The sequence below is a fragment of the Nonomuraea sp. B5E05 genome (assembly GCF_039880665.1).
Lineage (GTDB): Bacteria > Actinomycetota > Actinomycetes > Streptosporangiales > Streptosporangiaceae > Nonomuraea.
On record NZ_JBDPMJ010000047.1, the window covers coordinates 1 to 24,732 of the forward strand.

General features: G+C 71.1%; 24 protein-coding genes and 2 tRNA genes. 11 read left to right on the forward strand and 15 right to left on the reverse strand.

Annotated features, from left to right (window positions below; all coding sequences use genetic code 11):
• Nucleotides 1-204 precede the first annotated feature (204 nt).
• Entirely contained in the window at nt 205-1,425 is a 1,221-nt protein-coding gene (locus ABGB01_RS43270; protein WP_347779920.1) for a saccharopine dehydrogenase C-terminal domain-containing protein, read from the reverse strand.
• Nucleotides 1,426-1,522: 97 nt separating this feature from the next.
• Here ABGB01_RS43270 and ABGB01_RS43275 point away from each other — a divergent pair, with 97 nt between their 5' ends.
• Genes ABGB01_RS43275 through ABGB01_RS43285 form a run of 3 tightly spaced genes read left to right on the forward strand, consistent with a single transcriptional unit; the run spans nt 1,523 to nt 4,069 of the window.
• Complete coding sequence (locus ABGB01_RS43275) at nt 1,523-2,221, forward strand: TetR/AcrR family transcriptional regulator (RefSeq protein ID WP_347779922.1); 699 nt, start codon at nt 1,523-1,525, stop codon at nt 2,219-2,221.
• A 9-nt stretch (nt 2,222-2,230) separates the two neighbouring features.
• The gene (locus ABGB01_RS43280; RefSeq protein WP_347779924.1) at nt 2,231-2,977 is read left to right on the forward strand and encodes a DNA-formamidopyrimidine glycosylase family protein; all 747 of its coding nucleotides are present in this window, start codon (nt 2,231-2,233) and stop codon (nt 2,975-2,977) included.
• A gap of 18 nt (nt 2,978-2,995) precedes the next feature.
• The gene (locus ABGB01_RS43285; RefSeq protein ID WP_347779925.1) at nt 2,996-4,069 is read left to right on the forward strand and encodes a spore photoproduct lyase family protein; all 1,074 of its coding nucleotides are present in this window, start codon (nt 2,996-2,998) and stop codon (nt 4,067-4,069) included.
• A gap of 63 nt (nt 4,070-4,132) precedes the next feature.
• Here ABGB01_RS43285 and ABGB01_RS43290 read toward each other — a convergent pair whose 3' ends face one another.
• The 10 genes from ABGB01_RS43290 to ABGB01_RS43335 all read right to left on the reverse strand — a co-directional run bounded on the left by ABGB01_RS43290 (nt 4,133) and on the right by ABGB01_RS43335 (nt 12,283).
• Nucleotides 4,133-5,059, reverse strand: a complete 927-nt coding sequence (locus tag ABGB01_RS43290) for a serine hydrolase (protein WP_347779927.1) — start codon at nt 5,057-5,059, stop codon at nt 4,133-4,135.
• Nucleotides 5,060-5,101: 42 nt separating this feature from the next.
• Nucleotides 5,102-5,425: a transcriptional regulator gene (locus tag ABGB01_RS43295; protein ID WP_347779928.1), complete on the reverse strand. Its 324-nt coding sequence runs from the start codon at nt 5,423-5,425 to the stop codon at nt 5,102-5,104.
• A gap of 3 nt (nt 5,426-5,428) precedes the next feature.
• Nucleotides 5,429-5,665 carry a hypothetical protein gene (locus ABGB01_RS43300; protein ID WP_347779929.1) on the reverse strand — a complete coding sequence of 79 codons (237 nt, stop codon included), beginning with the start codon at nt 5,663-5,665 and terminating at the stop codon, nt 5,429-5,431.
• 201 nt (nt 5,666-5,866) lie between these two features.
• Nucleotides 5,867-6,910, reverse strand: a complete 1,044-nt coding sequence (locus ABGB01_RS43305; RefSeq protein WP_347779931.1) for a hypothetical protein — start codon at nt 6,908-6,910, stop codon at nt 5,867-5,869.
• Nucleotides 6,911-7,619: 709 nt separating this feature from the next.
• Nucleotides 7,620-10,118 carry a Tex family protein gene (locus ABGB01_RS43310; RefSeq protein ID WP_347779932.1) on the reverse strand — a complete coding sequence of 833 codons (2,499 nt, stop codon included), beginning with the start codon at nt 10,116-10,118 and terminating at the stop codon, nt 7,620-7,622.
• Between the two features lie 27 nt (nt 10,119-10,145).
• Entirely contained in the window at nt 10,146-11,309 is a 1,164-nt protein-coding gene (locus ABGB01_RS43315; protein WP_347779934.1) for an amidohydrolase, read from the reverse strand.
• A gap of 116 nt (nt 11,310-11,425) precedes the next feature.
• The gene (locus tag ABGB01_RS43320; protein WP_347779935.1) at nt 11,426-11,650 is read right to left on the reverse strand and encodes a PF20097 family protein; all 225 of its coding nucleotides are present in this window, start codon (nt 11,648-11,650) and stop codon (nt 11,426-11,428) included.
• A gap of 15 nt (nt 11,651-11,665) precedes the next feature.
• A complete protein-coding gene (locus ABGB01_RS43325; protein WP_347618841.1) occupies nt 11,666-12,100 on the reverse strand; it encodes an RpiB/LacA/LacB family sugar-phosphate isomerase in 435 nt (144 codons plus the stop codon).
• 34 nt (nt 12,101-12,134) lie between these two features.
• Nucleotides 12,135-12,207: transfer RNA gene (locus ABGB01_RS43330), tRNA-Arg, on the reverse strand.
• 3 nt (nt 12,208-12,210) lie between these two features.
• Nucleotides 12,211-12,283: transfer RNA gene (locus ABGB01_RS43335), tRNA-Met, on the reverse strand.
• Between the two features lie 226 nt (nt 12,284-12,509).
• Here ABGB01_RS43335 and ABGB01_RS43340 point away from each other — a divergent pair.
• From ABGB01_RS43340 to ABGB01_RS43370, 7 genes are read left to right on the forward strand one after another with little or no spacing between them, the layout of a single operon-like run.
• Entirely contained in the window at nt 12,510-13,580 is a 1,071-nt protein-coding gene (locus ABGB01_RS43340) for a DUF917 domain-containing protein (RefSeq protein WP_347779937.1), read from the forward strand.
• Complete coding sequence (locus tag ABGB01_RS43345) at nt 13,573-15,252, forward strand: hydantoinase/oxoprolinase family protein (RefSeq protein ID WP_347779938.1); 1,680 nt, start codon at nt 13,573-13,575, stop codon at nt 15,250-15,252. Before ABGB01_RS43340 ends, ABGB01_RS43345 begins: the two co-directional genes overlap by 8 nt.
• Nucleotides 15,253-15,275: 23 nt before the next feature.
• Complete coding sequence (locus ABGB01_RS43350; RefSeq protein ID WP_347779939.1) at nt 15,276-16,889, forward strand: ABC transporter substrate-binding protein; 1,614 nt, start codon at nt 15,276-15,278, stop codon at nt 16,887-16,889.
• 4 nt (nt 16,890-16,893) lie between these two features.
• Nucleotides 16,894-17,910: an ABC transporter permease gene (locus tag ABGB01_RS43355; RefSeq protein WP_347779941.1), complete on the forward strand. Its 1,017-nt coding sequence runs from the start codon at nt 16,894-16,896 to the stop codon at nt 17,908-17,910.
• On the forward strand, nt 17,907-18,752 hold the full coding sequence (locus ABGB01_RS43360) for an ABC transporter permease (RefSeq protein WP_347779943.1): 846 nt from the start codon (nt 17,907-17,909) through the stop codon (nt 18,750-18,752). The genes ABGB01_RS43355 and ABGB01_RS43360 overlap by 4 nt, the downstream gene beginning before the upstream one ends.
• Nucleotides 18,749-19,507: an ATP-binding cassette domain-containing protein gene (locus ABGB01_RS43365; protein ID WP_347779944.1), complete on the forward strand. Its 759-nt coding sequence runs from the start codon at nt 18,749-18,751 to the stop codon at nt 19,505-19,507. The genes ABGB01_RS43360 and ABGB01_RS43365 overlap by 4 nt, the downstream gene beginning before the upstream one ends.
• A 2-nt stretch (nt 19,508-19,509) precedes the next feature.
• The gene (locus tag ABGB01_RS43370; RefSeq protein WP_347779968.1) at nt 19,510-20,388 is read left to right on the forward strand and encodes an ABC transporter ATP-binding protein; all 879 of its coding nucleotides are present in this window, start codon (nt 19,510-19,512) and stop codon (nt 20,386-20,388) included.
• A gap of 51 nt (nt 20,389-20,439) precedes the next feature.
• Here ABGB01_RS43370 and ABGB01_RS43375 read toward each other — a convergent pair whose 3' ends face one another.
• The 3 genes from ABGB01_RS43375 to ABGB01_RS43385 are packed head-to-tail and all read right to left on the reverse strand — an operon-like array spanning nt 20,440 to nt 22,818.
• Complete coding sequence (locus ABGB01_RS43375; protein ID WP_347779945.1) at nt 20,440-20,601, reverse strand: hypothetical protein; 162 nt, start codon at nt 20,599-20,601, stop codon at nt 20,440-20,442.
• Entirely contained in the window at nt 20,598-20,963 is a 366-nt protein-coding gene (locus ABGB01_RS43380) for a DUF742 domain-containing protein (protein WP_347779946.1), read from the reverse strand. Before ABGB01_RS43380 ends, ABGB01_RS43375 begins: the two co-directional genes overlap by 4 nt.
• Nucleotides 20,956-22,818 carry a nitrate- and nitrite sensing domain-containing protein gene (locus ABGB01_RS43385; protein WP_347779948.1) on the reverse strand — a complete coding sequence of 621 codons (1,863 nt, stop codon included), beginning with the start codon at nt 22,816-22,818 and terminating at the stop codon, nt 20,956-20,958. The genes ABGB01_RS43380 and ABGB01_RS43385 overlap by 8 nt, the downstream gene beginning before the upstream one ends.
• A gap of 187 nt (nt 22,819-23,005) precedes the next feature.
• On the opposite strand from ABGB01_RS43385, the gene ABGB01_RS43390 reads away from it, so the two are divergent.
• Nucleotides 23,006-24,565 (forward strand): ABC transporter substrate-binding protein, encoded by a 1,560-nt coding sequence (locus ABGB01_RS43390; protein ID WP_347779949.1) that lies wholly within the window; start codon nt 23,006-23,008, stop codon nt 24,563-24,565.
• Here the strand turns inward: ABGB01_RS43390 and ABGB01_RS43395 are convergent.
• The gene (locus tag ABGB01_RS43395) at nt 24,549-24,731 is read right to left on the reverse strand and encodes a hypothetical protein (protein WP_347779970.1); all 183 of its coding nucleotides are present in this window, start codon (nt 24,729-24,731) and stop codon (nt 24,549-24,551) included. The two genes, ABGB01_RS43390 and ABGB01_RS43395, sit on opposite strands and share 17 nt — an antisense overlap.
• Nucleotide 24,732: the final 1 nt, after the last annotated feature.

The following is a 24,732-nucleotide window of genomic DNA, read 5'->3' on the forward strand; positions in this document are numbered from 1 at the left end:
CACGGCATGGTGCCGGTCCAGGTGGAGGCGATGCCCACCACGGGGCGGCGCATGTCCTCGTCCGACAGGCCCATGGCGTAGAGGTGGGAGCGGGCGGGTGCGCGGTCGGGATCGTCGGCGATGCTCAAGGGGTCAACCTCCGGTGTACGGGTTGTCGCACCTCAATGATCCTGTGCCCGCTTGCGGTGGTTTCCTCCGGCCCCCTCACTGCTCGCGCAGGCCCCACGGTGAGCCGTACGCCACCAGCAGGTCCAGGAACGGACGTGGCTCGAACGCCTCCGGCCCCAGCACGCCCGTGCCCTTCCACACCCCGCCGGCCAGCAGTTCGAGGGCGACGACGGGATTGACGGCGGTCTGCCAGACCACGGCCTGGCAGCCGTACTCGTGCATCGACCAGGCGTTGTCCACCACGTGGTACAGGTACACCTCGCGCGGCCGCCCGTCCTTGACGCCCTTCACCCAGGTCCCGGCGCAGGTCCTGCCGCGCATGCGGTCGCCGAGCCCCGCCGGATCGGGCAGCACGGCGGCGACCACGTCGCGCGGGGCCACCAGGGCGGTGCCCTGGCCGGACCTGATCTCGACCGGCTCGGTGCCGGTCAGGCCGAGGGTGTGCAGCGTCTTGAGCTTGTCGATGAAGTCCTGGCCGAGGCCGTACTTGAAGGTGACCCGGCCGGCGTCCACCCAGCGGGGGACCAGCACGACCTCCTCGTGCTCGACGTTCACGCACTCGACCGGGCCGATGCCCTCGGGAAAGTCGAAGATCTCCGGCTCGCTGAACGGCTCCGTGGTGTGCCAGCCGCGGCCCTTCTCGTAGACGACCGGCGGGTTGAGGCATTCCTCGATGGTGGTCCAGATGGAGAACGACGGCGCGAACGCGTAACCCTCGACGGTCAGGTCGCCGCCGTCCCTGACGCCGATCTCCTCGATCTCGTCGAAGAGCTCGTCGGCGGCGTACCTGGCGAAGACGTCGGCGAGGCCCGGCTCCACGCCCATGCCGACCAGGGCGAGCCGCCCGGACGCGGACCACGCGTCCGCGCGGGCGAACTGCTCGTCGCCCAGCTTCACCCCCACCTCCTCGTACGGCCGGTCGGGGTGCGGCCGCGACATCGACATCGCCATGTCGAGATAGTCGGCTCCGGCCGCGAGCGCCGCCTCGAACAGCGGCAGCACGAAACGGGGGTCGGTGGCGTTCAGCAGGACGTCGCAGCGGTGCGCCGCGAGCAGCGCGGTCACGGCGGCGGTGTCGCCGGCGTCGATCCTGGCCGGGGTGAACCTGGCCGCCCGCCCGTCCAGCGCGGCGATGGCCGCCTCGGCGCGGGAGAGGTCGTAGTCGGCGACGACCATGTGCTCGAAGAACGGGCGGCGCGCCGCGATGCTGGTGATGGCGGTGCCCACGCCGCCGGATCCCACGAGAAGGATGCGCATGACGAAAAACCCCTTTTGGGTGGATTGGAGGGATGTGTCGTCTATCCAATGCCGGTAGGCTCAACAACGTCAATGGTGTTGACATAAGGGGCAGGCCATGGCCGAACGGGTGGTCGGCGAGGCGTCGCGCAGGCGGCGGCGCCCCACCAAACAGGGGCAGGTCCTGACCCACCGGCTCATCGTCGAGACCGCGCTGCGCATGTTGCGCGAGCACGGCGCGGCGGGACTCACCGCCCGCCGGCTCGGCCTCGCGCTCGGGGCCGACGCCAGCGCCGTCTACCGCTACTTCCGCGGCATGGACGACCTCGTCCTCGCGATCGCGGACGAGCTGTACGGCCACGCCATGGCCGGCTGGGCGGCCACCGGCGACTGGCGGGCCGACCTGCGCGACCTCGGCCTGCGCATCCACCACGCCTACCTCGCCCACCCGCAGGCCGCCCTGCTGACCGCCAGCCGCGTCACCGGCCGGCCGAACGAGGTGGCGGGCGACGAGACGATCCTCGGCATCCTGCGTGGCGCCGGCTTCCCCGACGACGACGCCGTCCGGATCTACCACGCGTTCATCGACCAGAGCCTGGCCTTCGCCATCCTCGACGCCGCCACCCTGGCCCTCCCCGAGGTGGCGCGGGAGGCCGACGAGGAGGTGTGGCGCGACACGTACGCCCGGCTGCCCGCCAGCACCCACCCCAACATCGCCGCCACCGCGCCGCTCCTGGTCGCCCGCATGAACGACAGCGCCTACCCGACGGCGCTCGACATGCTGCTGTCCAGCGCTTCGGCCCAGCTCAGCGGGTAGATCGCAGGTATGCCCGAAGGCCACCTCATCCATCGCCACGCCGACGAGCAGCACGCGGCGCTGTCCGGCCGCGTGGTGCGCGCCACGAGCCCCCAGGGCCGCTTCGACGCCCGCCCCTACGACGGGCGGGCCGTCACGGAGGTGGAGGCCCTGGGCAAGCACCTCCTCTACCACGTCGACGGCGCCCCCGCCATCCACGTGCACCTCGGGATGCGCGGCCTCTTCCTGCGCCACGCCGACCCCTCGGCCGTCCCGAAACGCGGCACCCGGCTCCGGCTGGCCACGGACGAGGTGGCGTACGACCTCATCGCCCCCATCCAGTGCGAGCCGCTCGGCCCGCAGGCCCTCGCCGCCCTGCGCGCCTCGCTCGGCCCCGACCCGCTCCGCGGGGACGCCTCGCCCTCCGAAGCGGTCGAACGGCTCATCGCCTTCCGCGGCCCCGTCGGCGCCGCCGTGCTCGACCAGGGCGTGTGGGCGGGCATCGGCAACGCGTGGCGGGCGGAACTGCTGTTCCTGACGGGCCTGCACCCGGGGGCGCGCGGCATCGGCCCTGACGCCGCCGCCCGCCTGTGGGAGGCGGCGACCGCGTACATGCCGCTCGGCAGGGACGCCGGGCAGGTCGTCAGCGACCCGGACGCCCCGGACGAGCGCTGGGTCTACAAGCGTGAACGTTGCCGCCGGTGCGGGGCCGCCGTACGGACCTGGCAGCTCGCCTCCAGAACCGCGTATGCCTGCCCGGTGGACCAGCCCGGGTAGCCTGGCAGCAGGAGTGACATGAGCATCACCACACGTGACCACCTGCTGGACATCCGGCGCATCTACCTCGAACCTGCGGCCGCCGAGCTGCGCCGGGGCCAGGAGATCCTCGCCCGCTACCCCGACGCCGAACACATCGAGATCGCCGGCCACCACCGCATCCCCGAGCTCTACGGCGACGAGCGCAACATCGCCCGATGGGTGCGCATCAAGACCGAGGCGCTGGTGCTCGGGGTGAAGAAGTCGCTGACGGCCCGCCCCAACGGCCGCTCCGCCGACTTCATCGCCCCTTCCACGGCCAACGGCTGCGCGATGGCCTGCGCCTACTGCTACGTGCCGCGTCGCAAGGGATACAGCAACCCGATCACCGTCTTCGCCAACATCGACAAGATCATCGCCTACCTCCGGCGTCACGCCGCCCGGCAGGGCGTCAAGTCCGAGCCCAACCAGGTCGACCCCCACGACTGGGTCTACGACATCGGCGAGAACTCCGACTGCTCCGTCGACGCCACGATCTCCCGGAACGTCCGCGACCTGGTGGAGACGTTCCGCGACCTCCCCGGCGCCAAGGCCAGCTTCGCCACCAAGTACGTCAACCGCGACCTGCTCGACTGGGACCCTCGGTCGAGCACCAGGATCCGCTTCAGCCTCATGCCCGCCGCCGACTCCAAGCTCCTCGACATCCGCACCTCACCCCTTACCGACAGGATCGCGGCGATCAACGACTTCGTCGCCGCCGGGTACGAAGTGCACGTCAACCTCAGCCCGGTCGTGGTCCGCGACGGCTGGCTGGAGAGCTGGGCCGAACTGCTGGAGCAACTCGACGACGCCCTCAACGCCGAGGCACGCCGGCAGCTCGCCGCCGAGATCGTGTTCCTCACCCACAACGAACGCCTCCACGAGGTCAACCTGGGCTGGCATCCCCAGGCGGAGGAGGTGCTGTGGCGGCCGGACGTGCAGCAGGCCAAACGGTCGCAGACGGGCGGCTGGAACGTCCGCTACCGCACCGGCCTCAAGGGCCGCTACGTGGCCGCCCTCACCGACCTGATCACCGCCAGGCTTCCCTACTGCCGCATCCGCTACGCCTTCTGAGCTCCGGTGCACAACGGGGTGGACATCCCGTATACCGCCCGGCGCGCCGAAGACCGATGGAGTTCACCTCAATGCGGTGCGAACTTTCGCGAAGAAGTCGGGATCCGTCGCCATTCGAACCAGGAACTGCTGGTGAGCATAGCTGCGCATTCCGGAGAGCCAGGTCGTCTCGGGCAGCCGCCGCAGTGCGAGGACGGTCTCGCGCGGCCTCTGATCCGGCCGGACGATGTACATGGCCTCGCTGATGACGCCGGGCAGGGAGCCGCCCTTGGTGCCGATGAGGAGCGTGTCGGGATCGGTGCCGGGCTGGCGCATCGGCCATTCCAGATGCCTGCTCGCCGTCTTGTCCGTCCTGAGGCCGGCCAGCACTCTGCGCAGAACGCCAGGATCGACGCGGGTCACGGTTTCGCTCCAGGAGGCCTGCTGGGCGAAGCCGGGAAGCGTGAGCCGCACCGGCTTTCCGGCCTTGACGTAGTTCTTCAGGCAGACGTCGGCGGCGAACATGCAGCCGCCGAAGGCGCGGAGCATCTCGCCGTTGATGGTGCCGACGCGCGTTCGCGCGATCTTGCGCAGCGCGCCGGGGCCGAGGCGCTCGCGCAACAGGTCGGCGGCGGCGTTGTCGCTTTCCTCGATCATGGCGGAGACGAGTTGGTCGAGCGTGACGCTCGTACCGGGCTTGAGCCGTTGAAGAGCCGCTTCGTGGGCGCCGCCATCGGTGCCAGGCAGGTGGTAGGAGTTCCACAGGGCCACGGAAACACGTTCGTCCGGCTCGATCTTTCCCTTGTGGACGGCGGCGGTGAAGGCGGCGAGGTGGATGATCTTGATGGTCGACGCTACGGGGGTGAGGCGATCGGCATTGTGGCTGATGCCCTGCGTCACCAGCGCGACGTCGTCGGGGTGAGCGCGGATGTAGGAGAGTACGGCCTCAGCGTCCTTCAGGTCGGCCGGGGCAGCGCTCGTCGGGGAGACCAGCAGCGAGGGCAGGAGCATGGCGAAAAGAGCTTTCATCTATCAAGCCGCCTTTCGAGATGATCAGTCGGTTTCTTGTGCTCGTGCGCGAGAGGTGCCCTCCGTGATCTGCCGAAGGGTGGCCATGTAGCTCTGGAAGGCGTCACGCCCGGCGTCGGTCAGCGACAGCCAGGTTCGAGGACGCTTGCCGACGAAGCCTTTCGTCACCCGCACATAACCCGCCTTCTCCAGCGTCTGGATGTGCTTGGACAGCAGCGAGTCGCTGACCTCGATCGTGTCCCTCAGGTAGCTGAACTCGACCGTGTCCGCCGCCGCGAGCATGGCCGTGATGGACAGCCGTACGGGCGCGTGGATGATCTCGTCCAGCTCGTGCCGAGGGTGGCTCACCGATCACTCACCGGAGCGGAACACGCGCACCGCGGCGTACAGCAGGGGAGCGCCCGCGATCAGCGTGACCACGACGTCGGGCACCACCCACTCCGGCCCCGGCTCCATCGGGCGCAGGAACATGTTGTAGAGGGACGCGAGCACGACCGTCCCCACGAATGCCCCGGTGACAGGGTAGATGATCCGGGACACCAGCCGGCTGTAGACCCGCTCGCGGAAGACGAGGCGAGCGCCGAGCACCGCGCCGACGACGAGGAAAAACCCCAGGCCGTTGTAGTCCTGGACCGCGCTGCGAGAAACGCGTGGGCGCGACCGGCTACGGGCAGGCGTTACATCGGCGCGTCCGCACAGGGACGGGTTCTCGGCGAGACGTGTGTGGGCCGGGGAGCTGATCGGGGTTGCTGGACGGCTATGGGGAAATGTGTGGTCGCCCAGGTTTGATCAGGGCTCGAGGCGGCTCTGGGCGATGCGTTTGCCCAGTCCGGCCAGGGAGTCGTCGGCCATGAGCGCGGGCAGGCGCGGCGCGTCCTCGTCGATCCGGCGCAGCACCGCGGGATGGTCGCCGCTGAAACGACTCCACGCCCTGACCACCTCCGGCATCGCCGCGATGGCCGCCTCCGAAAGGATCGCCTCCCGGGGCAACCACGACGTCAGGAACGCCGAGACCCGTTGCGGGCTCCACCACAGCGGCCGGTCCCCGACGAACTCGGCCAGCTTCTCGAACGCCTCCCGCGCCCCCTGCATCTCCGGCAGGTCCCGGAACCGGGCCAAGGTGTCGTCGGACGCGCCACGCACCAGCCCCGGGACGCCCTGGGCCCGGGTGATCGCCAGCGGCCGCACGCTCGCCAGCGTGTCCGCGACCTGCACCCCCATGATCCGGTCACCCAGCTCGAACGCGTCCAGGATCCGCCCGGCCACCGTCCCCGGCTCCGCTTCCGCCAGCCCCAGATCGTCGAGGAACTTCACCTCCTCGACCAGCGCGTCGACCGCCAGCCCGCCATGGGGTTGGTCGATGCCGACGACCAGGAGGTGCGGCTCCTTACCGTTGTCGTAACGGAAGGAGAGCACGGCCAGCACCTGCTCACCGTAGGGGTCGGCCTTGCCGTACCAGGCGCCCTCGCACGTCACCCGCCCCATCCGGCGCACCCACCCGGCAAGCGTCCCGGCCAGCCCGCGGGCGGCCTCGGCGTAGACCTCGGCGCCCGCCTCCGCCGTCGCGTCACCCGCCGGGGCGGCCACGTCCGGCAAACCCGGGGCGCCGGGAGGAGACAGCGGACGGCCCGCGTTGACCGCCGCGATGGCGACCAGCGTGAGCCGCGCCTCCGGACCGCCGTCCACCGCCAGCTCGCTCAGGAACGGCCGGATCTGCGCCGGATCCAACCCGGCCGTGATCCTGGCCGCCCAGAGCTCGGTCCGCAGCGGCGAACGCCACCTCAGCAGGTCACGCGCCTGGGTGACAGCCGTGGAAAACGTCTCTGTGCTCACCATCCGACCGTACCGCCCCTGCCGCCCCCGTCGCGAACAGCCTCAGCCCCGCAGCCGGAGCGCTCGCACACACTTCAGGCATGAGCGTTGCGCGCAGCGAGCCCGCGGAACGACGGTGGACGCAGAGCTAAGAAACGAGGGCTGTCGCTCAACAATGTGCACGGGCGCTTGGGCAGTCTGGAGCCGGCACCCCACCGAACACCGAGGTCGGCCACCTTGAAGGCTGTTGCCGATCCGCCAGCCGTTGAAGGGAACCTACGTGCCCAAGCTCTCCACCCGCCTGACGGCATTCTGCGTCGCCGCCGTGACCACCATCAGCCTGGCCGCCACGGCAAACCCAGCCCAGGCAGCCGCCGCCGAGACGCTGCCCCCCATGCGTCTCCAGCGCCGGAAACGCCTCGGTGTACGTCTACTACACCAACGGCGGCAGGACGATCGAACGACGGCGTGCGCAATTCCGCGAGAAGAACTACTCCCGCGGCCACGATGGCCGGGCGCGCCGGATCCAGCTGACCCCCACCGGGGAAGCTGTGGCCAGACGACGTCGGGCGGCGGACAGCGCAGAGCGACGCGATAGCCGTTCGCGCCGTCTGGTCAGGCTGCTTCGCCCGGCCGAGTGACCCGTCCGGCCGGGTGACTCTGGTCGGGTCGGCCCGTCCGGTCGGGTCATCGGGTCCCCGGCCGGGGGCCGGGTGAAGTGCTGCGGAGGTCAGTTGTCGCCGCCCAAGCCCGCCTTGCGCAGGGCCTCGGCCATGGCGCCCGTGGGTGCGGGGCGGCGCTGGCCGCCGCGCCCGCGCTGGCCGTCGCCGCGCTGTCCGTTGCCTCTGCCACCGTCGCCGCGACGGTCGTCGCGACCGCCCTGGCCTCGGTCGTCACCACGAGCGCCCTTGCCGCCTTGGCCGTCGCCGCGCGTGCCCTGCCCGTCGCCACGGCCGCCCTGGCCGCGTCCGCGCTGGCCGTCGCCACGGCCGCCGTTGCCTCGGCTGCTGTCGCGACCGTCGTCGGCGCCGCGGGGGCCCTGGCGGGCTGGGCCGCGGCGGGAGCCGTCGGCCGGGGAGTCGGTGGTGATCTCGTCTTCCAGGCGCAGCGTCAGGGAGATGCGCTTGCGGGGGATGTCGACGTCGAGGACCTTGACCCGCACGATGTCTCCGGGCTTGACCACGTCGCGGGGGTCTTTGACGTAGGTGCGGGACATGGCGGACACGTGGACGAGGCCGTCCTGGTGCACTCCGACGTCCACGAAGGCGCCGAACGCGGCCACGTTGGTGACGACGCCCTCCAGGATCATGCCCGGCGTCAGGTCGGAGAGCTTCTCGACGCCCTCCTTGAAGGTGGCCGTCTTGAACGCGGGCCTCGGGTCACGGCCCGGCTTCTCCAGCTCGCGCAGGATGTCGGTGACCGTGGGCAGGCCGAACGTGTCGTCGGTGAAGTCGTCGGGCCTGAGCGAGCGCAGTGCCGCGGTGTTGCCGATCAGCGTTTTGAGGTCGCTCTTGACGGCTCCGAGGATGCGCCGCACCACGGGGTAGGCCTCAGGGTGCACGCTGGACACGTCGAGCGGGTCGTCGCCGCCGCGGATGCGCAGGAAGCCGGCGCACTGCTCGAACGCCTTGGGCCCGAGCCTGGGCACGCTCTTCAGCGCCGACCGCGCGCGGAAGGGGCCGTTGGCGTCGCGGTGGCGGACGATGCTCTCGGCCAGCGTCGAGCCGATGCCGGACACGCGCGTGAGCAGCGGTGCCGACGCGGTGTTGACGTCGACCCCCACGGCGTTGACACAGTCTTCGACCACCGCGTCGAGCGAGCGGGAGAGCTTGGATTCGGCGAGGTCGTGCTGGTATTGGCCGACGCCGATCGACTTGGGGTCGATCTTGACCAGCTCGGCCAGCGGATCTTGCAGCCTGCGGGCGATGGAGACCGCCCCGCGCAGCGACACGTCAAGCTCGGGCAACTCCTGCGAGGCGTAGGGCGAGGCGGAGTAGACAGAGGCTCCGGCCTCGGAGACGACGATCTTCGTCACCGACGGCATGTGCTGGACCAGCTCGCCGGCCAGCTTGTCGGTCTCGCGCGACGCGGTGCCGTTGCCGATGGCGATCAGCTCGACGCCGTGCCGCTGCGCCAGCGCGCCCAGCACGGCGAGCGACTCGGACCACTGCCGCTTGGGCTCGTGGGGGTAGATCGTCGCCGTTTCGACGACCTTGCCCGTGGCGTCGACCACGGCGACCTTCACGCCCGTACGCAGCCCGGGGTCGAGCCCCATCGTCGGCCGCGCGCCGGCCGGAGCGGCGAGCAGCAGGTCGCGCAGGTTGGCCGCGAACACCCGCACCGCTTCGTCCTCGGCGGCCTGCCACAGCCGCATGCGCAGGTCGATGCCCAGGTGCACCAGGATGCGCGTGCGCCAGGCCCAGCGCACGGTCTCGGTCAGCCACTTGTCAGCCGGTCGGCCCTGGTCGGAGACGCCGAACCGGGAGGCGACGCGCATCTCGTAGTCGGGGCTGTCGTCGGGCTCGAGGGTGACGGAGAGGATCTCTTCCTTCTCGCCCCTGAACATGGCCAGGATGCGGTGGGAGGGCAGCTTCGTGAACGGCTCGCCGAAGTCGAAGTAGTCGGAGAACTTGGCCCCCGCCTCCTCCTTGCCCTCGCGCACCTTGGACACCAGCCGGCCGCGGTTCCACAGCTGCTCGCGCAGGGCGCCGATGAGGTCGGCGTCTTCGGCGAAGCGCTCGATCAGGATCGCCCTCGCGCCTTCGAGGGCCGCGGCCGTGTCGGCCACCCCCTCGGTGACGAAGCCCTCAGCGGTGGCCGCCGGGTCACACGAGGGATCGGCGAGCAGCTGGTCGGCCAGCGGCTCGAGCCCCAGCTCCCGGGCGATCTGCGCCTTGGTGCGCCGCTTGGGCTTGTAAGGCAGGTAGATGTCTTCGAGCCTGGCCTTGGTCTCCGCCGCCATGATCTGCTCGCGCAGCTCGTCGTCGAGCTTGCCCTGCGACTCGATCGACTCCAGGATGGCCGCCCTGCGCTCCTCCAGCTCGCGCAGGTAGCGCAGCCGCTCCTCGAGCGTGCGCAACTGCGCGTCGTCGAGGGCGCCGGTGGCCTCTTTGCGGTATCGCGCGATGAACGGCACGGTCGCGCCGCCGTCGAGCAGATCGACGGCCGCCTGCACCTGCCCGTCGCGTACGCCGAGCTCTGCCGCGATCCGCTGGTGAATAGAGAGCACTTGCCTGCCTTTCGATGGTCCCGCCGGTCAATTGTGCAGGACTACGCCGTCTTTCATGACCAGAGTGCGCCCAGGGTGAACGACCACGGCCTCCGCCGGGCCTCCCGAGGGCACGACCACCAGGTCGGCCCGGTCACCCTCGGCCAGGCCGTAGCCCGTCAGCCCCAGCGCGCGGGCGCCGCCGTAGGTGGCGGCCTCCAGCGCCAGCTCGATGTCCTCGTCCGCACGGAACGTGCTGCGGTAGGCGAGGTGCATCGCCCGCTCCAGCATGTCGCCGCTGCCGTAGGGGCCCCACAGGTCGCGGATGCCGTCGTGCCCGCACGCGATCGTGACGCCCGCGGCCCGCAACTTCTTGATCGGCGGCACGGGGTAGTTGTAGACGGCCCCGGTCGCCAGCGCCACGCCCGCATCGGCGAAGCCCTGCGCCAGCCGGTCGACATAGGCCGCATCGAGCTGGCCGAGCGCGTAGGCGTGGCTGACCGTGACCCGGCCGCCCAACCCGAGCACCCTGGTGCGCTCGGTGATGAGCTCGAGCTCCCAGCCGCCCAGCGAACCGCCGTCGTGCAGGTGGATGTCGAGATGCGTGCCGTAGCGCCCGGCCAGGCCGAAGATCAGGTCGAGGTGGCGCACCGGGTCGCGGTCGATGCCCGCGGGGTCGAGCCCGCCGACCGCCTCGACGCCGCCCTTCAGCGCCTCTTCGAGCAGCTCGGCGGTGCCCGGGCTGGTCAGCACGCCGTGTTGCGGGAAGGCGACCTGGCGCACGTCGAGAGGGGAGCGCGCGGCGGCCTCGCGCACAGCCTCCACGCCGCGCAGGCCGACCTCGGGATCGATGTCGGTGTGGGTGCGCACATGGGTGGTGCCGGCCGCGCTCATGCGCTCCAGCAGCGCGCCGATCCGCTCGACGCTCGGCACGCCCAGCTCGGCCCGGCGGGCGAGGTCGTTGCCGATGCGGCCGGCGAGCGTGTCGCCGGCGGAGTGGGGCACCCACGGCCCGCCATAGAGCGTCTTGTCGAGGTGGCAGTGGGACTCGACGAGGCCGGGTAGCACCAGCTGGCCCGTGACGTCGACGACCCGGGCGGCGGGCGCGTCGATGCCCTGGCCGACCCGGGCGATCCGGCCGCCGCGGACGAGGACGTCGGCGGGTGCGCCGAGCCCCCAGGGGAGCCCGCCACGGAGCAGCACGTCGGTCATGCCCAGCACCCTAAACGGCCGGGCCGACGATTTCCGTGTCGCCGCTGTGACGGTTCCGGACCGCCGGCGGGCGACGCGGGCTCATCCACATTGACGGCCGGGCCGGGTGAACGGGGTCAGCTGGGATTGCGGGCGAAGAGTTCGAGATGGTGGCACGTACGGCAGCGGTAGGCCTCGACCTGCCACTTGGGCCGGCCGAAGAGCTTGGCTCCGCCGAACAGTCCGCGTTCGAGCGCGCCCTCCACCCATCTGACGTACCCCTGGGAGCTCTGGCCGGAGTCCATGATGAACCCGGGCTCCAGCGACTCTTCTCCGCAATGCGTGCACCGCAAAATGGACATGCGGCCCGAGCGTAGTCAGATCTCGTCGAGATGGGAGACGTTCGCCATATCGGCGGCGTCGGTGCTGGGCCGCCCCTCGAACCAGGCGTCGAGGATCTCACCGAGCACCACGTCGGACGTCAGCCGGAGGCTGAGCGCGAGCACGTTGGCGTCGTTCCACGTGCGGGCGCCGTCGGCGGTGTAGGCGTCGACGCAGAGCGCGGCCCGCACGCCGGGCACCTTGTTCGCCGCGATGGACGCGCCCGTGCCCGTCCAGCAGCAGACGACCGCCTGGTCGGCACGCCCTTCGCTGACGTCTCTCGCGGCGAGTTCGCAGGCCCACGCCCAGTCGGCGCGTTCGCCGTCGCCGAGCGCGCCGTGGGCGACCACCTCGTGCCCGCGCCTGCGCAGCTCCGCCACGACCCGCTCGGCCACGCCGTCCTTGCTGTCGGCGGCCACCGAAATCCGCATGTGTCCTCCCGGCTGCTCACCTCAGATGTACCAGCGCCCCCGGCTGGAATCGAACCAGCGGCCCGCTGTTCCGGAAACAGGCGCGCTCTCCGCTGCGCCACGAGGGCCCGTGGCGGGTGCGGGAATCGAACCCGCCTGAAGCGACGTATGAAATCGCCGGGCACACCAGCGCCCCCACCCGCCTGGGAAGACGTCCGGGCGGGGCCGGGGCCGGAGGTCAGCCTCGACGCGCCCGGGACACGCCCGTGCGGCGCCGCATGCGCATTCGCCGGGTGGTCATGGGAGGTCCTTTCGCTGGATCAGGTGCCGGTATCGAGCATGGTGGTCGTACGCGCGACGGCGCAACGCGTTTATCCCGCACATGTCAGACTGGCGCATTGGGGCGGTATGTGCTTGGTTGTGCAGCCATATGAGCATTGACGAGAGTGACATCCCGGCGCTCGCCCGGGGGTGCGCGATCCTGGGCACCGGCGGCGGGGGAGACGTGCGTACGGGGTCGCTGGCCGCGGTCGGGGCCATCCGGGCGTACGGCGAGGTGCCGCTGGTCGAGCTGGCCGACCTGCCCGGCGACGCGCTGGTCGTGCCGCTGTCCGGGATCGGGGCGCCGACGGTCGGCCACGAGATGATCCATGGCGAGGACGAGCCCAAGCGCGTCGCCGAGGAGGTGGAGCGGCTCTTCGGCCGGCCGCCGAGCGCGATCATGTCCTCCGAGATCGGCGGCTCGAACGGGGTCGCGCCCGTCGCCTGGGCCGCGCGCCTCGGCGTGCCGCTGCTCGACGCCGACGGCATGGGCCGGGCGTTCCCCGAGGTCCAGATGGTGTCGATGTACGTGGCCGGGCTCCCGGCCGACCTGGTGATCATGTCTGACATCGTGGGAAACGTCGTGACCATCCGTCCGATCGACGGGCTCTGGTCCGAGCGTCTGGCGCGGGCCGTGTGCGTGGCCGCCGGCTCGCACGCGCTGATGGCCGACTACGTCCTCACCGCCGGCCGGGCCCGCGGCGCGGTCATCGAGGGCACGGTCACCCGTGCGCTGGCGATCGGCAGGGCCACGGAGGGCGCGGCCGACCCGCTCGGAGCGCTCCAGGACCGGCTCGGAGCGGTACGCCTGATCACCGGCAAGCTGACCGACGTGGAGCGGCGCACCACCGGCGGTTTCGTCCGGGGGACGGCCACGATCGAGGGCACCGGCGACGAGCGCGGCCGCCGCCTCACCGTGGAACTGCAGAACGAGAACCTCGTCGCCGTCGAGGACGGCGCCGTGCGGGCCATGGTCCCCGACCTCATCACGATCGTGGACACCGAGACCGCCGCCGCCGTCCAGACAGAGAGCCTGCGGTACGGCCAGCGTGTCAGCGTGCTCGCCTGGCCCTGCGACCCGCTCTGGCGCACGCCCAAAGGGCTGGAGACGGCCGGGCCCAGGGCGTTCGGCCACGACCTCGACTACGTACCCGTCGAGGAGCTGACGGCGCATGGCTGACCTGCGGATAGGGATCGACGTCGGCGGCACGAACACCGACGCGGTCGTGCTCGGCGCCGGCGGCCGGGTGGTGGCCAAGGCCAAGCGGCCGACGAGCAGGGACGTGACCGGAGGGTTGCGGGCGGCCATGGACGCGGTGCTCGCGGAGCTGGAAGGGGCCGCGGAACCGCGGACGCCGGACGGCGGCCTGCGGAGCCGGGTGGGCCGGGTCATGCTGGGCACCACCCACGCGACCAACGCGATCCTGGAGCGCATGAACCTCGGCCGGGTCGCCGTGCTCAGGCTCGGCGCGCCCGCCACCACCGCCGTGCCCCCGCTCTCCGGCTGGCCGGACGACCTGCGCGAGGCCGTGTCGGCGGGGGAGGCCATCGTCCCCGGCGGGCACTACGTCGACGGCCGCGAGATCAGCGCGCCCGACCTCGGCGCCGTCCGCCGCTTCCTGGACGGCGTGGAGGCCGACGCGGTGGCCGTCACCAGCGTCTTCAGCCCGGCGAGCGACGGGCACGAGCGGCTCGTCGCCGAGTTGGTCATCTCCGAGTACGGCCTGCCGGTCTCGCTGAGCCACGAGATCGGCACGCTGGGGCTGCTCGAACGCGAGAACGCCACCGTGTTGAACGCCGCCCTGTACGGCGTCGCCGCCCACGTGACCGGCGCGCTGACCGCCGTCCTGGCCGAGAGCGGGCTGGACGCGCGCCCGTACCTGGCGCAGAACGACGGCACGCTCATGACGGTGGAGCACGCCGCGCGGCTGCCGGTCGCGACGATCGGGTCGGGCCCGGCCAACTCCTTGCGCGGCGCCGCGTTCCTGTCCGGCGTGGCGGACGCGGTCGTGGTGGACGTCGGCGGCACGTCCACCGATCTCGGGGTGCTGGCCGGCGGCTTCCCCCGCGAGTCGGCTGCGGCGGTCGAGATCGGCGGGGTGCTCACCAACTTCCGCATGCCGGACATCCTCGCCATCGCCCTCGGTGGCGGGAGCGTGGTGCGCGGGCGCGGAGTCGGCCCCGACTCCGTCGGCTACCGGATCGCCGGTGAGGCGCTGGTCTTCGGCGGGGCCACGGCGACGATGACCGACGCGGCGGTGGCGGCGGGCCGCACCCCGCCGGGGGCCGCCGCATGGCGCGGGCGTCTCCCCGCGGCCGTCCTGGCCCGCGCGGCCGCACGACAGAACGGCGCGGACCCGCGGGCAGCGCCGGCGGGCGACGGCACGGGCGACGGCACGGGTGACGGGACGGGTGACGGGACGGAGACGATCGCCGACCTCCTGGCGAGGGCGATCGCCGTCGCGGACGAGATGGTCATCGACGCCGTGGACCGCATGGCACTCGGCAGGACCGACCGGCCCCTGGTCGCGGTGGGTGGCGGGGCGTTCATCCTGCCCGCCCGCATCCCTGGCGTGAGCCGGATGATCCGTCCCGAGCACGCCGAGGTGGCCAACGCCGTGGGAGCGGCCATCGCCCTCGCGAGCGGCAGAGTCGATACGATCTTGCCCGCGGGAGATAGTCGGCCAAAAGCGATCGAAAGGGCCAAGGAAGAGGCGGTGGCGCGAGCCGTGGCGGCGGGGGCGGATCCCTCCGGCGTCGAGATCGTCGATCTCCTCGAGGTGCCGCTGAGCTATCTCTCCGAGCCCGCCGTACGCGTACACGTCAAAGCAGCCGGACCCCTTGCCCGGTGAAAGATCGAAAGGATCCCCCCACCATGCGCTGGCACAAGCGCTTGCTCGTAGCCGGCCTCACCGGCGCCCTGGCCCTGACCGCAGCCGCGTGCGCGGGCGGCCAGGTGCGCGGCGCCGGAGGCACGCCGGAGCCGGCGAAGAGCTCCGGCCCGGCCGCCACGCAGACCGCGAAGGCCAACGACAACACGTTCGTCTACGTCCCGAACCTCGACGTGGTCACCGACTGGGACCCGGCGACCTCCTACTCCAACGAGATCGTCGCCCTGTCGAACATCTACGAGGGCCTGACCCGTTACAACTTCCAGTCCCGCGAGGCCGAGCCGCGCCTGGCCACCGAGTGGACCTCGGCCGACGGCGGCAAGGAGTGGACGTTCAAGCTGCGCCAGGGCGTGAAGTTCCACTCGGGCGCCACGCTCGACGCCGAGGCGGCCAAGAAGGCGATCGAGCGGACGATCGAGAAGAAGGGCGGCGCCGCCTACATCTGGGACTCGGTCGACACGATCGAGGCCGTGGACGCGACCACGCTGAAGTTCACGCTCAAGCGCGCCGCGCCGCTCGACCTGATCGCCTCCTCGGGCTACGCCGCCTACATCTACGACGTGGGCGCGGTGGACGCCGACGGCAAGACGACCGCCGGCACCGGCCCGTACACGATCGACTCCTGGCAGAAGGGCAAGGAGACCGAGCTCACGCTGAAGGCGTTCGAGGACTACTGGGGCGGCTGGACGCCCGAGCAGTACAAGAAGGTCGCCTTCCGGGTCACCCCCGAGACCACCACCGCGTGGCAACTGCTGCAGAAGGGCGAGGTCAACTTCGTCCAGCGGCTGAACCCGCAGCTGTTCGAGCAGGCCGGCATGACCGACAACGTCCAGACCGCGCGGTCGCCCTCGTTCCAGAACCTGCTGGTGTTGTTCAACACGGCCGCGGGCCCGACGAAGGACGTCAGGGTACGGAAGGCGCTCCAGCTCGCGATCGACTACGACGGCCTGGCGGCCGCGCTGAAGGGCGCGGGGCTGAAGGCCGGCGGCCTGGTGCCGGAAGGGCTGCTCGGCCACGTGAACGGCATGGAGCCCGAGCACGACCCGGCCAGGGCGCAGGCACTGCTCGCCGAGGCCGGGTACGGCCCCGACCTCGCCGAGCTCAAGCTCTCCCTCACCTACGCGCAGGGCGACGAGGACCAGAAGATGCTGGTCACGCTGCTGAGCTCGGCGCTGAAGAATCTCAACATCACGCTGCAGGCCAAGCCCATGACGTGGAGCGCCCAGTGGGACCTGGGGAAGAAGCAGGGGCAGGACATCTTCGTCATGTACTGGTATCCGGACTATCCGGACGCCTACTCGTGGTTCCTCAACGTGTTCAAGAGCGAGGACGAGCCGCGGTTCAACCTGTCGTACCTGAAGGACCGCGAGATCGACGCGGCCATCGACAAGCTGCCCGGGCTCATGGCGACCGACGCGCTCAAGGCGGAGGACGCGTTCGAGGAGCTGCAGAAGAAGATCATCGGGGAGCAGGCGGCGGTGGCGGTGCCGTACGTGCAGACCTACCAGCGCGCGCTGACCGCTGACGTCAAGGGATATGTGGACAACCCCGCCTATCCCAACGTCGTCTTCTTCTATGACCTCGAACGCGCACGCTGACCCCATGCTGCGCTATCTGGCCCGCCGGCTCGGCCAGGCCCTCCTGGTCGTCGCCGGCGTGGTCGTGCTCACGTTCGCCGTCATGCGGCTGGTTCCGGGGGATCCGGCGGTGGCGTTCGCCGGGCCGAAGGCCTCGCCGGAGGAGCTCGCCGCGGCGCGCGAGAGATTCGGGCTGGACGATCCGCTCCCGGCGCAGCTCTTCGCCTACGTGCGCGACCTGTTCACCGGTGACTGGGGGGTCAGCCTGCGCACCCGGCAACCCGTGCGCGAGGATCTCTATCTCGCCTTCCCCGCCTCGCTCGAACTGGTCGGGGCGGCATTGCTGATCGCGGTGGTGGTGGGGATCCCGGTCGGCGTGCTGGCCGCCCGCTACAAGACGAGATTTCCGGACCTGGGGGTGCGGTTCGGCAGCATGCTGGCCGTCTCCGTCCCCGTCTTCTGGCTGGCCCTGGCCCTGCAACTGATCTTCGCCGGCAAGCTCGACTGGTTCCCCGTGGCCGGTGAGTACGACTCCTCGCTCGACACCACCAGCCCTCTCACCCTGTGGACGAACATCACCGTCGTCGACGCCCTCATCACCGGAAACTGGCCCATCCTCACCAGCACCCTCCACCACCTGGCGCTGCCCGCCCTGGTCGTGGCCGCCTACCCCACGGGCGTCATCGCCCAGATGACCAGGGCGACCCTCATCGAGGAGTCCGGCCAGGACCACGCCAGGCTGGAACGCGCGCTCGGGTTCGGCGAGACGTCCATCCTGACCAAGTTCGCCCTCAGACCGGCGCTGAGCCCCGTGTTGTCGCTGATCGCCCTGGTCTTCGCCTACTCCCTCGTCAACGGCTTCCTCGTCGAGGCGATCTTCAACTGGCCGGGCCTGGGCCGCTACGCCGCCGAGTCGATCCGCTCGCGCGACACGCCGGCCATCGCGGGCGTCACGCTCCTGGTCGCCCTCGTCTACGTTCTGGCCAACCTGGTCGTGGACGTGCTCCAGGGCCTCCTCGACCCCCGGGCGAGGACCCGATGACGGGGGTGCCGCTGCGGCGCGTCCTGCCGCGGGTCCCCGACCGGTTCGCCGCCGTCGGGGCGGTGCTCATCGTGCTCGTCGTGCTGGCCGCGGTCATGGCGCCGTGGCTCGCCCCGTACCCGGACGAGCCTCGCCCGCTGGAGGGGTCGCTGCCGCCGAGCGGCGCGCACTGGTTCGGCACCGACCAGCTCGGCCGCGACGTGCTCACGAGGATCCTGTACGGCGGCCGCACCTCGCTGGCCATCGCGGTGTCCGTGCTGGCGGTCTCGGCGCTGGGCGGTGTCACGCTGGGCGTGGTGGCCGGGTACGCGGGCGGCTGGGTCAGGGACGTGATCATGCGGGTCACGGACGTGTTCCTGGCCTTCCCCGCGCTGCTGCTCTCGCTGGCGCTGGCGGTCGTGCTGCCGCCGAGCGTGAACACGGTCATCCTGGCCATCGCGGTGACCTGGTGGCCGTGGTACACCCGGCTGGCCGCGTCCGTGGCCGCCTCGATCGCCACCCGCCCGTACGTGGACGCCGCCCGGTGCCTCGGCGTGCCCGCGCCGCTGATCGTCCTGCGGCACGTGCTGCCGAACTCGCTCACCCCCGTCCTGGTCCAGATCTCGCTGGACGCGGGCGGCGTGATCCTCACCGCGGCGGCCCTGTCGTACCTGGGTCTGGGCGCGCAGGAGCCGACGGCGGAGTGGGGGCTGATGGTGCAGCAGGGACAGACGCTGTTCACCACGAACTGGTGGATCGGCACGTTCCCCGGGCTGGCGATCCTGGTGACGGCGTTCGCGTTCAACATGCTGGGGGAAGGGCTGCGCAACGCGCTCGACCCCAGGGCGAGGAGGGTCACGTGATCGAGGTGCGTGACCTCCAGGTGCGCTACGCGGGGCGGTTGGCGGCCGACGTCCCCGAGCTGGACGTGGGCGCGGGCGAGTGCGTCGCGATCGTGGGGGAGAGCGGCTCGGGCAAGTCCACGACGCTGCTCTCTCTCCTGGGTCTCACCGAGGGAGCCGAGGTCTCGGGACACGTCATGGTCTGCGGGGTCGACGTGCTCGCCGCCCCGCCGCGCCGGCTGCGCGAGATCCGCGGGGCCAGGGCGGCGCTGGTGATGCAGTCACCTCAGTCGGCGCTCAGCCCCGCCACCCGTCTCGGGGTGCTGATGCGCCGCGCGCTCAAGCTCCACGGCGTCGGCGGCGGCGCCGGCCGGGGCGGGAGCCTGGACGAGATCATGGCGGAGTCCGTGGCGGCGGTCATGCTCGACCGCGCGATCCTGCGGCGCTACCCTCACGAGATCTCCGGCGGCCAGGCCCAGCGCTTCGCCATCGCGCTGGCCATCGCCCTGGGCGCCGAGGTGATCCTCGCCGACGAGCCGACCAGCGCCCTCGACGTGACCGTGCAGGCCGAGGTGGTCGGGGTGCTCCACCGGCTCAGGGCGGAACGAGGGCTGGCGCTCCTGCTCGTCTCCCATGACCTGGCCCTGGTCTCGACGATCGCCGACCGGGTGCTCGTCATGAAGGACGGGGAGGTGGTGGAGTCGGGTCCCGCCGCGAGGGTGCTGACCGAGCCGTCGCACCCGTACACGCGCGAGCTGCTGGAGGCGCTGCCGTGACCATGCTCAGGGCCGAGCGGGTGACCCTCGGGTACGCCGGGCGCGCGGTCGTGCACGACGTGAGCCTGGACGTCACCGCGGGCGGCGTCGGACTGATCGGGGAGAGCGGCTCCGGCAAGACGACCCTGGCGCGCGCGTTCCTGGGCCTCCTCACCCCCATGGCCGGAAATATCTGGTACGGCGACCAAATCCTCAAAAAAGCGGACATGCGGGCGTTCCGGAAGGACGTCCAGCCCGTCTTCCAGGCCGAGGCCCTCGACCCCCGAATGCGGATCGGCGCCTCCGTCGCCGAGGCCCTGCCGGTGCGGGGGCCCCGCTCCGCCCGGGCCAGGGTGCCGGAGCTGCTCGAACAGGTCGGACTCGACCCCGGGCTTGCCGCCCGCAGGCCGCACCAGCTCTCGGGAGGCCAGCGCCAGCGGGTGGTGATCGCCAGGGCCCTGGCGGCCGGCCCCCGCCTGCTCATCCTGGACGAGCCCACGAGCGCGCTCGACGTCACCGTCCAGGCCAGGATCCTCGACCTGATCGCCTCTCTGGACACCGAGCGCCTGCTGATCACCCACAATCTCGCCGTGGTGCGGCGGCTCTGCCGCACCTCGCACGTGTTGTTCGCGGGCCGGGTCGTCGAGTCGGGCCCCACGCGCGACCTCCTGGCGCACCCGGCCCACCCCTACACCCGCGCCCTGCGCGACGCCGTGCCCGAGCTCGGCGGCTCGCCGCCGCGGGCCAGGGGCACGACGGAGGCTGTTCCTGCGGAGACGGGCTGCCCGTTCAGGCTGCGCTGCCCGCTGGCCGCGCCCGAATGCGAGCGGCCGCCCGCGCTCAGGGACGTGAGGGGCCGTCGGGTGGCCTGCCACCGGGCGGAGGACGTGCTGGTCACCTAGCCGGGAAGCGCGCCTTGAGGTGCGCGGTGAAGTCTTCGGCGAGCTTGTCCATCAGCCTCGCCGGCTCAGCGCGCTCCGCCGGGGCCACCCGGCCGTGGCGCCCTCGAACCACTCGGCCGTCACCTGGCGGCACCTGCTCGCGGCCTCGGCTCCGTCCTCGGTGAGCGCGATGCGCCAGGCGCGGCCGCCGCGGCTCAACCGCCGGGCGGTCACAGCGCCTTCAGCCCGCTGATCACCTCGAGCAGCACCTTCGCGTCGGGGGCCGGGGGCGGGTGTTCGACCTGCACGAGCTGGCGCGCGTGCAGGTCGCCGACCAGCACCCTGATCACGCCGATGGGCAGGTTGAGCTCGGCCGCCACGTCCACGAGCCGGGTCGGCTGGGTGCACTTCTGCAGGATGATCAGATGTTCGGGGTCGAGGCCGCGCGGCGTCGTCAGGCCGCCGGATGTGATGATCACCGCGATGAGGTCGATGGCCTCGCTCGCGGGCACCGTACGGCCCCTCGTCAGCAGATAGGCCGGGACGATCGGACCGGCGTCCTCGTCCAGCCAGCGCTCTTCTGGCCTGTCACTCACTGCGCACCACCCGCATGGGTCGAGCGGGTTCCTTGACGTGGGGATCCGGGTCCGGATCGGCCACGTGCTCAGCCGGGATCAACACGATCGCGGTGGTCCCTCCATATGGTGAACCGCGTAGTGTCACGCGGATGTCATGCCTGGCGGCCAGGCGGGAGACGACGAAAAGGCCGAGCCTGTCGGTGTCGGCCAGGTCGAACTCCGGCGGGCTGGCCAGCCGCTCGTTGAGTTCGTCCAGCACCTCCGGGCTCATTCCGAGCCCGCGGTCCTCGACCTCGAAGACGAACCCCCTGGCCGCCTCCTCGCCCCGCACGATGACCTGGGTGTGGGTGGGGGAGTAGACGGTGGCGTTCTCGATCAGTTCCGCGACGAGGTGGATCACGTCGCCGACGACGGGGCCCGCCAGGCGCTGGCCGGACATCGGCTCGACGGTGACCCGCGGGTAGTCCTCCACCTCGGCGGCCGCCCCGCGGGCGACGTCGAGCAGCGGCACCGGGCGGCTCCAGCCACGGCCCGGAGTGGCGCCCGACAGGATGATCAGGCCCTCGGCGTGGCGGCGCATGCGGGTGGTGAGGTGGTCGAGCTTGAACAGGTCCTCGAGGGCGTCCGGGTCGGTCGCGCGGTGCTGCATGTCCTCCAGCTGGATGCGCTGGCGGTGCAGCAACGTCTGGCTGCGCCTGGCCAGGTTGCGGAAGACGTGGCCGACGCCCTCGTTGAGCCGCGCCTGCCCGATGGCGGCCTCGACGGCGGTCTGCTGCACCGTGGAGAAGGCCTGCCCGACGTCGTCGATCTCGACGGTGGTGCTCGCCACCGACACCTCGGGCAGCTCGATCCGCTCGCCCCTGCGCAGCTTGCCGACCACGTGCGGCAGGCGCTCCTGCGCCACCTCCAGGGCGGCCAGCCGGAGCGCGCCGAGCTCCCGCGACAGCCGGTTGCCCATCCGCAACGAGAACACGATCGACACGACCACCAGCACCAGGGCCGTCCCCGCCAGCAGGTGCGCCCGGGCGAGCACCTGGTCGGCCACCGGGTCGGCGCGCCCGTTCAGGTTGGCGCTGGCCCGCATCTGGGCCGCCTGGAACGACTTGGCCAGCTCCTCCGTGACGCTCAGCCAGTCACGCGGCGAGCGGCCGGAGATGATCTGGTCCTCCATCATCCGCATCCGCTGGTAGGCGGCGGAGGTGATCAGGGCGATCTGGGGGTCGCGCAGCGGCGGGTCGAGCTCTCCGAGCGCCTGGTCGACGAGGAAGCGCCGGTTGCCGACGATCTGCGTGAACGTCCTGCGCTCCACGGCCGTGGTCGGCCCGAGCGCGATGGCCTGCTCCCGGGTGAGCAACTCCTTGGCGTAACTCATGTCGATGACCACGCGCGACTGCTCGTAGATCGGGATGTCGTCGATGAGCGCGACGCGGCGGTGCAGGCCGAACAGCGCGTCGGCGATCTCGTCGTAGGACTCCACTGCGTGCAGGCGGTCACTCAGGCTCGTGTCGATCTCTCTTCTGATCACGTCGAGCCTGTTCAGTTGCGTGTACACCGCGTTCACCTGCGTGCGGATCTCTTCCGATCTGTCCTTGGAGTTGCCCGAGAGCCGCGTGAAGGTGGCTTCAGCGGCGTCGGTACGGCTACGCTGCGCCTCCACCGCGGTCTGGGCCGCCATGTGGCGCAGGTGCTTGGCCGAGACGAGACGCTCTCGCTGGATCTCGTTGATCAGTTTGTACGCTGGATGGCGGAGGTTCGTCCAGAGGGTCTTGTACTCGCGCAGCTCCAAGCTCTCGGTGGCGGTGACGGCGGTGATGACGCCCCACAACACCACCATGGAGGTCAGAGGCACCAGTAGGAGTCCGACGATCTTCATGCGGATCGTTCGGCTACGACCCATGGCACCTCACTCCGGTCGGTCCCCTGCTGGCAACCCCGGACGGGACAAGCCCCGAGGATAGCAATTCGATCACCAGATTGCCCAATTTTTCGGGAGTTTTGGACATGTTTTCATGATCATGCAGTAGGTTTCCCCGGGTACATCGGTGATGGAGGAGGACGCGTTGCGCAGTCGTCTCGTTGCGGCCGCGGCGCTGGTGCTCCTCGCGGCGTGCGCAGCCCCCACGGAGGTGCGCCAGGCGCCGGAAGGCACGGCGCCTTTCGTGCATGTCTACAACACCGACGTGATCACCGAGTGGGATCCGAGCCGCTCCCACTCCAACGAGATCATCGCCTTCCAGAACATCTACGAGACCCTCACCCTCTGGAACCCGGTCACCAAGATCGCCACCCCCCGCCTGGCCACGTCCTGGCGCGCCTCGGCCGACGGCCGCACCTGGACGTTCACCATCCGCTCAGGCGTGACCTTCCACACGGGCAGACCGGTGGACGCGGCGGCCGTCAAGGCCTCGATCGAGCGCACCATCAAGTCCAGGACCGGAGCCTCCTACATCTGGAACGCCGTCTCCTCCATCAGGGTCGACGACCCCCAGACGGTGACCTTCACGCTGCGCTACGCCGTCCCGCTCGACCTGGTGGCCTCCGCCGGGTACGCCGCCTACATCTACGACACGAAGGCGGCCCCCGACCTGACGAAGTGGTTCGCGCAGGGAAGGGACGCGGGCTCCGGACCGTACACCGTGGCCCGGTGGCAGAAGGGCGCGGAGGAGGAACTCACGCTCACCGCCTACGACGGCTACTGGGGTGGCTGGCGCAGGCCGCACTACAACACCGTCAAGTTCCGTGCCGTGCCCGACCCCGTCAGGGCGTACCGGATGCTGACGGAAGGCGAGGCGACCTTCGTCGGCCGGCTCTCACCCCGGTTGTTCGCCAGGGCCTCGGCGACGCCGGGCATCCGCACGTCGGAGGCGCGCTCGTTCACCACGGCGATGATGTTGTTCAACACCGCGCGCGGCCCGATGAAGGACATCCGGGTGCGCCGCGCCATCCAGAAGGCCGTCGACTACCAGGGCGTGGTGCGGGCGCTCCGGGGCGCCGCGGGCCCGGCGAGCGGCGTCGTGCCGGAAGGGCTGCTGGGCCACGTGCCGGGCAGGGAGCCCCGGCAGGACCTGGAGGGCGCCGCCAGGCTGCTGGAGAAGGCGGGCTACGGGCCCGGCGGCCAGCCGCTGCGCCTGCGCGTGACGTACGGGCGGGGTCAGCACGACCAGCAGGTGCTCGTCGCGAGGTTGCGGGCGGCGCTGCGCCCGCTCAACGTCACCCTCGACGCCCTGCCCATGCACTGGAACGCGCAGTGGGAGCTGGGCAGGAAACGCGGCCAGGACATCTTCATCATGTACTGGTGGCCCGACTACGCCGACGGCTACTCCTACTTCGGCAACGTCTTCCACAGCTCGGACAAGCCGGAGTTCAACCTGTCCTACCTCCGCGACAAAGCCCTGGACACGCTGCTCTATCCAGTGCCCGAGCTGGCCATGACCGACAAGGCGGCGGCGCAGCAGGCCTACGAGCAGGCCACGGTCAGAGTGCTCGACCAGCGGGTGGCCGCGGCGGTGCCGTGGGTGGTCTACTCGCAACGCGCCTACCTGGGCGGCGTCGAGGGATATGAGGACAACCCGGCCTATCCCGACGTGGTCTTCGTGCACGGCCTCAGGCCGTCGGCGTGACCTCCTCTGAGGTGTCACCGCGGGTGGCGTCGACCCGCTCGCGCAGGCGGGCCCTGATCTCCTCGGGCGTGTAGGCGCGGCGGCGCCGCTCCGCCCGCGCGATCACCACTCCCGTGGCGGCCACTCCCATGATTCCGGCCAGACCGAGCATCTTCCACCAGCGCATG

Bases quoted from the DNA above. Each gene is read 5' to 3' on its own strand.
- ABGB01_RS43360 (WP_347779943.1), top strand. From the start codon at position 17,907: ATGACGGGGGTGCCGCTGCGGCGCGTCCTGCCGCGGGTCCCCGACCGG.
- ABGB01_RS43315 (WP_347779934.1), bottom strand. From the start codon at position 11,309: ATGACCGACGTGCTGCTCCGTGGCGGGCTCCCCTGGGGGCTCGGCGCA.
- ABGB01_RS43350 (WP_347779939.1), top strand. From the start codon at position 15,276: ATGCGCTGGCACAAGCGCTTGCTCGTAGCCGGCCTCACCGGCGCCCTG.
- ABGB01_RS43290 (WP_347779927.1), bottom strand. From the start codon at position 5,059: ATGCTCCTGCCCTCGCTGCTGGTCTCCCCGACGAGCGCTGCCCCGGCC.
- ABGB01_RS43320 (WP_347779935.1), bottom strand. From the start codon at position 11,650: ATGTCCATTTTGCGGTGCACGCATTGCGGAGAAGAGTCGCTGGAGCCC.
- ABGB01_RS43285 (WP_347779925.1), top strand. From the start codon at position 2,996: ATGAGCATCACCACACGTGACCACCTGCTGGACATCCGGCGCATCTAC.
- ABGB01_RS43325 (WP_347618841.1), bottom strand. From the start codon at position 12,100: ATGCGGATTTCGGTGGCCGCCGACAGCAAGGACGGCGTGGCCGAGCGG.
- ABGB01_RS43355 (WP_347779941.1), top strand. From the start codon at position 16,894: ATGCTGCGCTATCTGGCCCGCCGGCTCGGCCAGGCCCTCCTGGTCGTC.
- ABGB01_RS43275 (WP_347779922.1), top strand. From the start codon at position 1,523: ATGGCCGAACGGGTGGTCGGCGAGGCGTCGCGCAGGCGGCGGCGCCCC.
- ABGB01_RS43270 (WP_347779920.1), bottom strand. From the start codon at position 1,425: ATGCGCATCCTTCTCGTGGGATCCGGCGGCGTGGGCACCGCCATCACC.
- ABGB01_RS43280 (WP_347779924.1), top strand. From the start codon at position 2,231: ATGCCCGAAGGCCACCTCATCCATCGCCACGCCGACGAGCAGCACGCG.
- ABGB01_RS43345 (WP_347779938.1), top strand. From the start codon at position 13,573: ATGGCTGACCTGCGGATAGGGATCGACGTCGGCGGCACGAACACCGAC.
- ABGB01_RS43395 (WP_347779970.1), bottom strand. From the start codon at position 24,731: ATGCGCTGGTGGAAGATGCTCGGTCTGGCCGGAATCATGGGAGTGGCC.
- ABGB01_RS43340 (WP_347779937.1), top strand. From the start codon at position 12,510: ATGAGCATTGACGAGAGTGACATCCCGGCGCTCGCCCGGGGGTGCGCG.
- ABGB01_RS43370 (WP_347779968.1), top strand. From the start codon at position 19,510: ATGCTCAGGGCCGAGCGGGTGACCCTCGGGTACGCCGGGCGCGCGGTC.
- ABGB01_RS43385 (WP_347779948.1), bottom strand. From the start codon at position 22,818: ATGAAGATCGTCGGACTCCTACTGGTGCCTCTGACCTCCATGGTGGTG.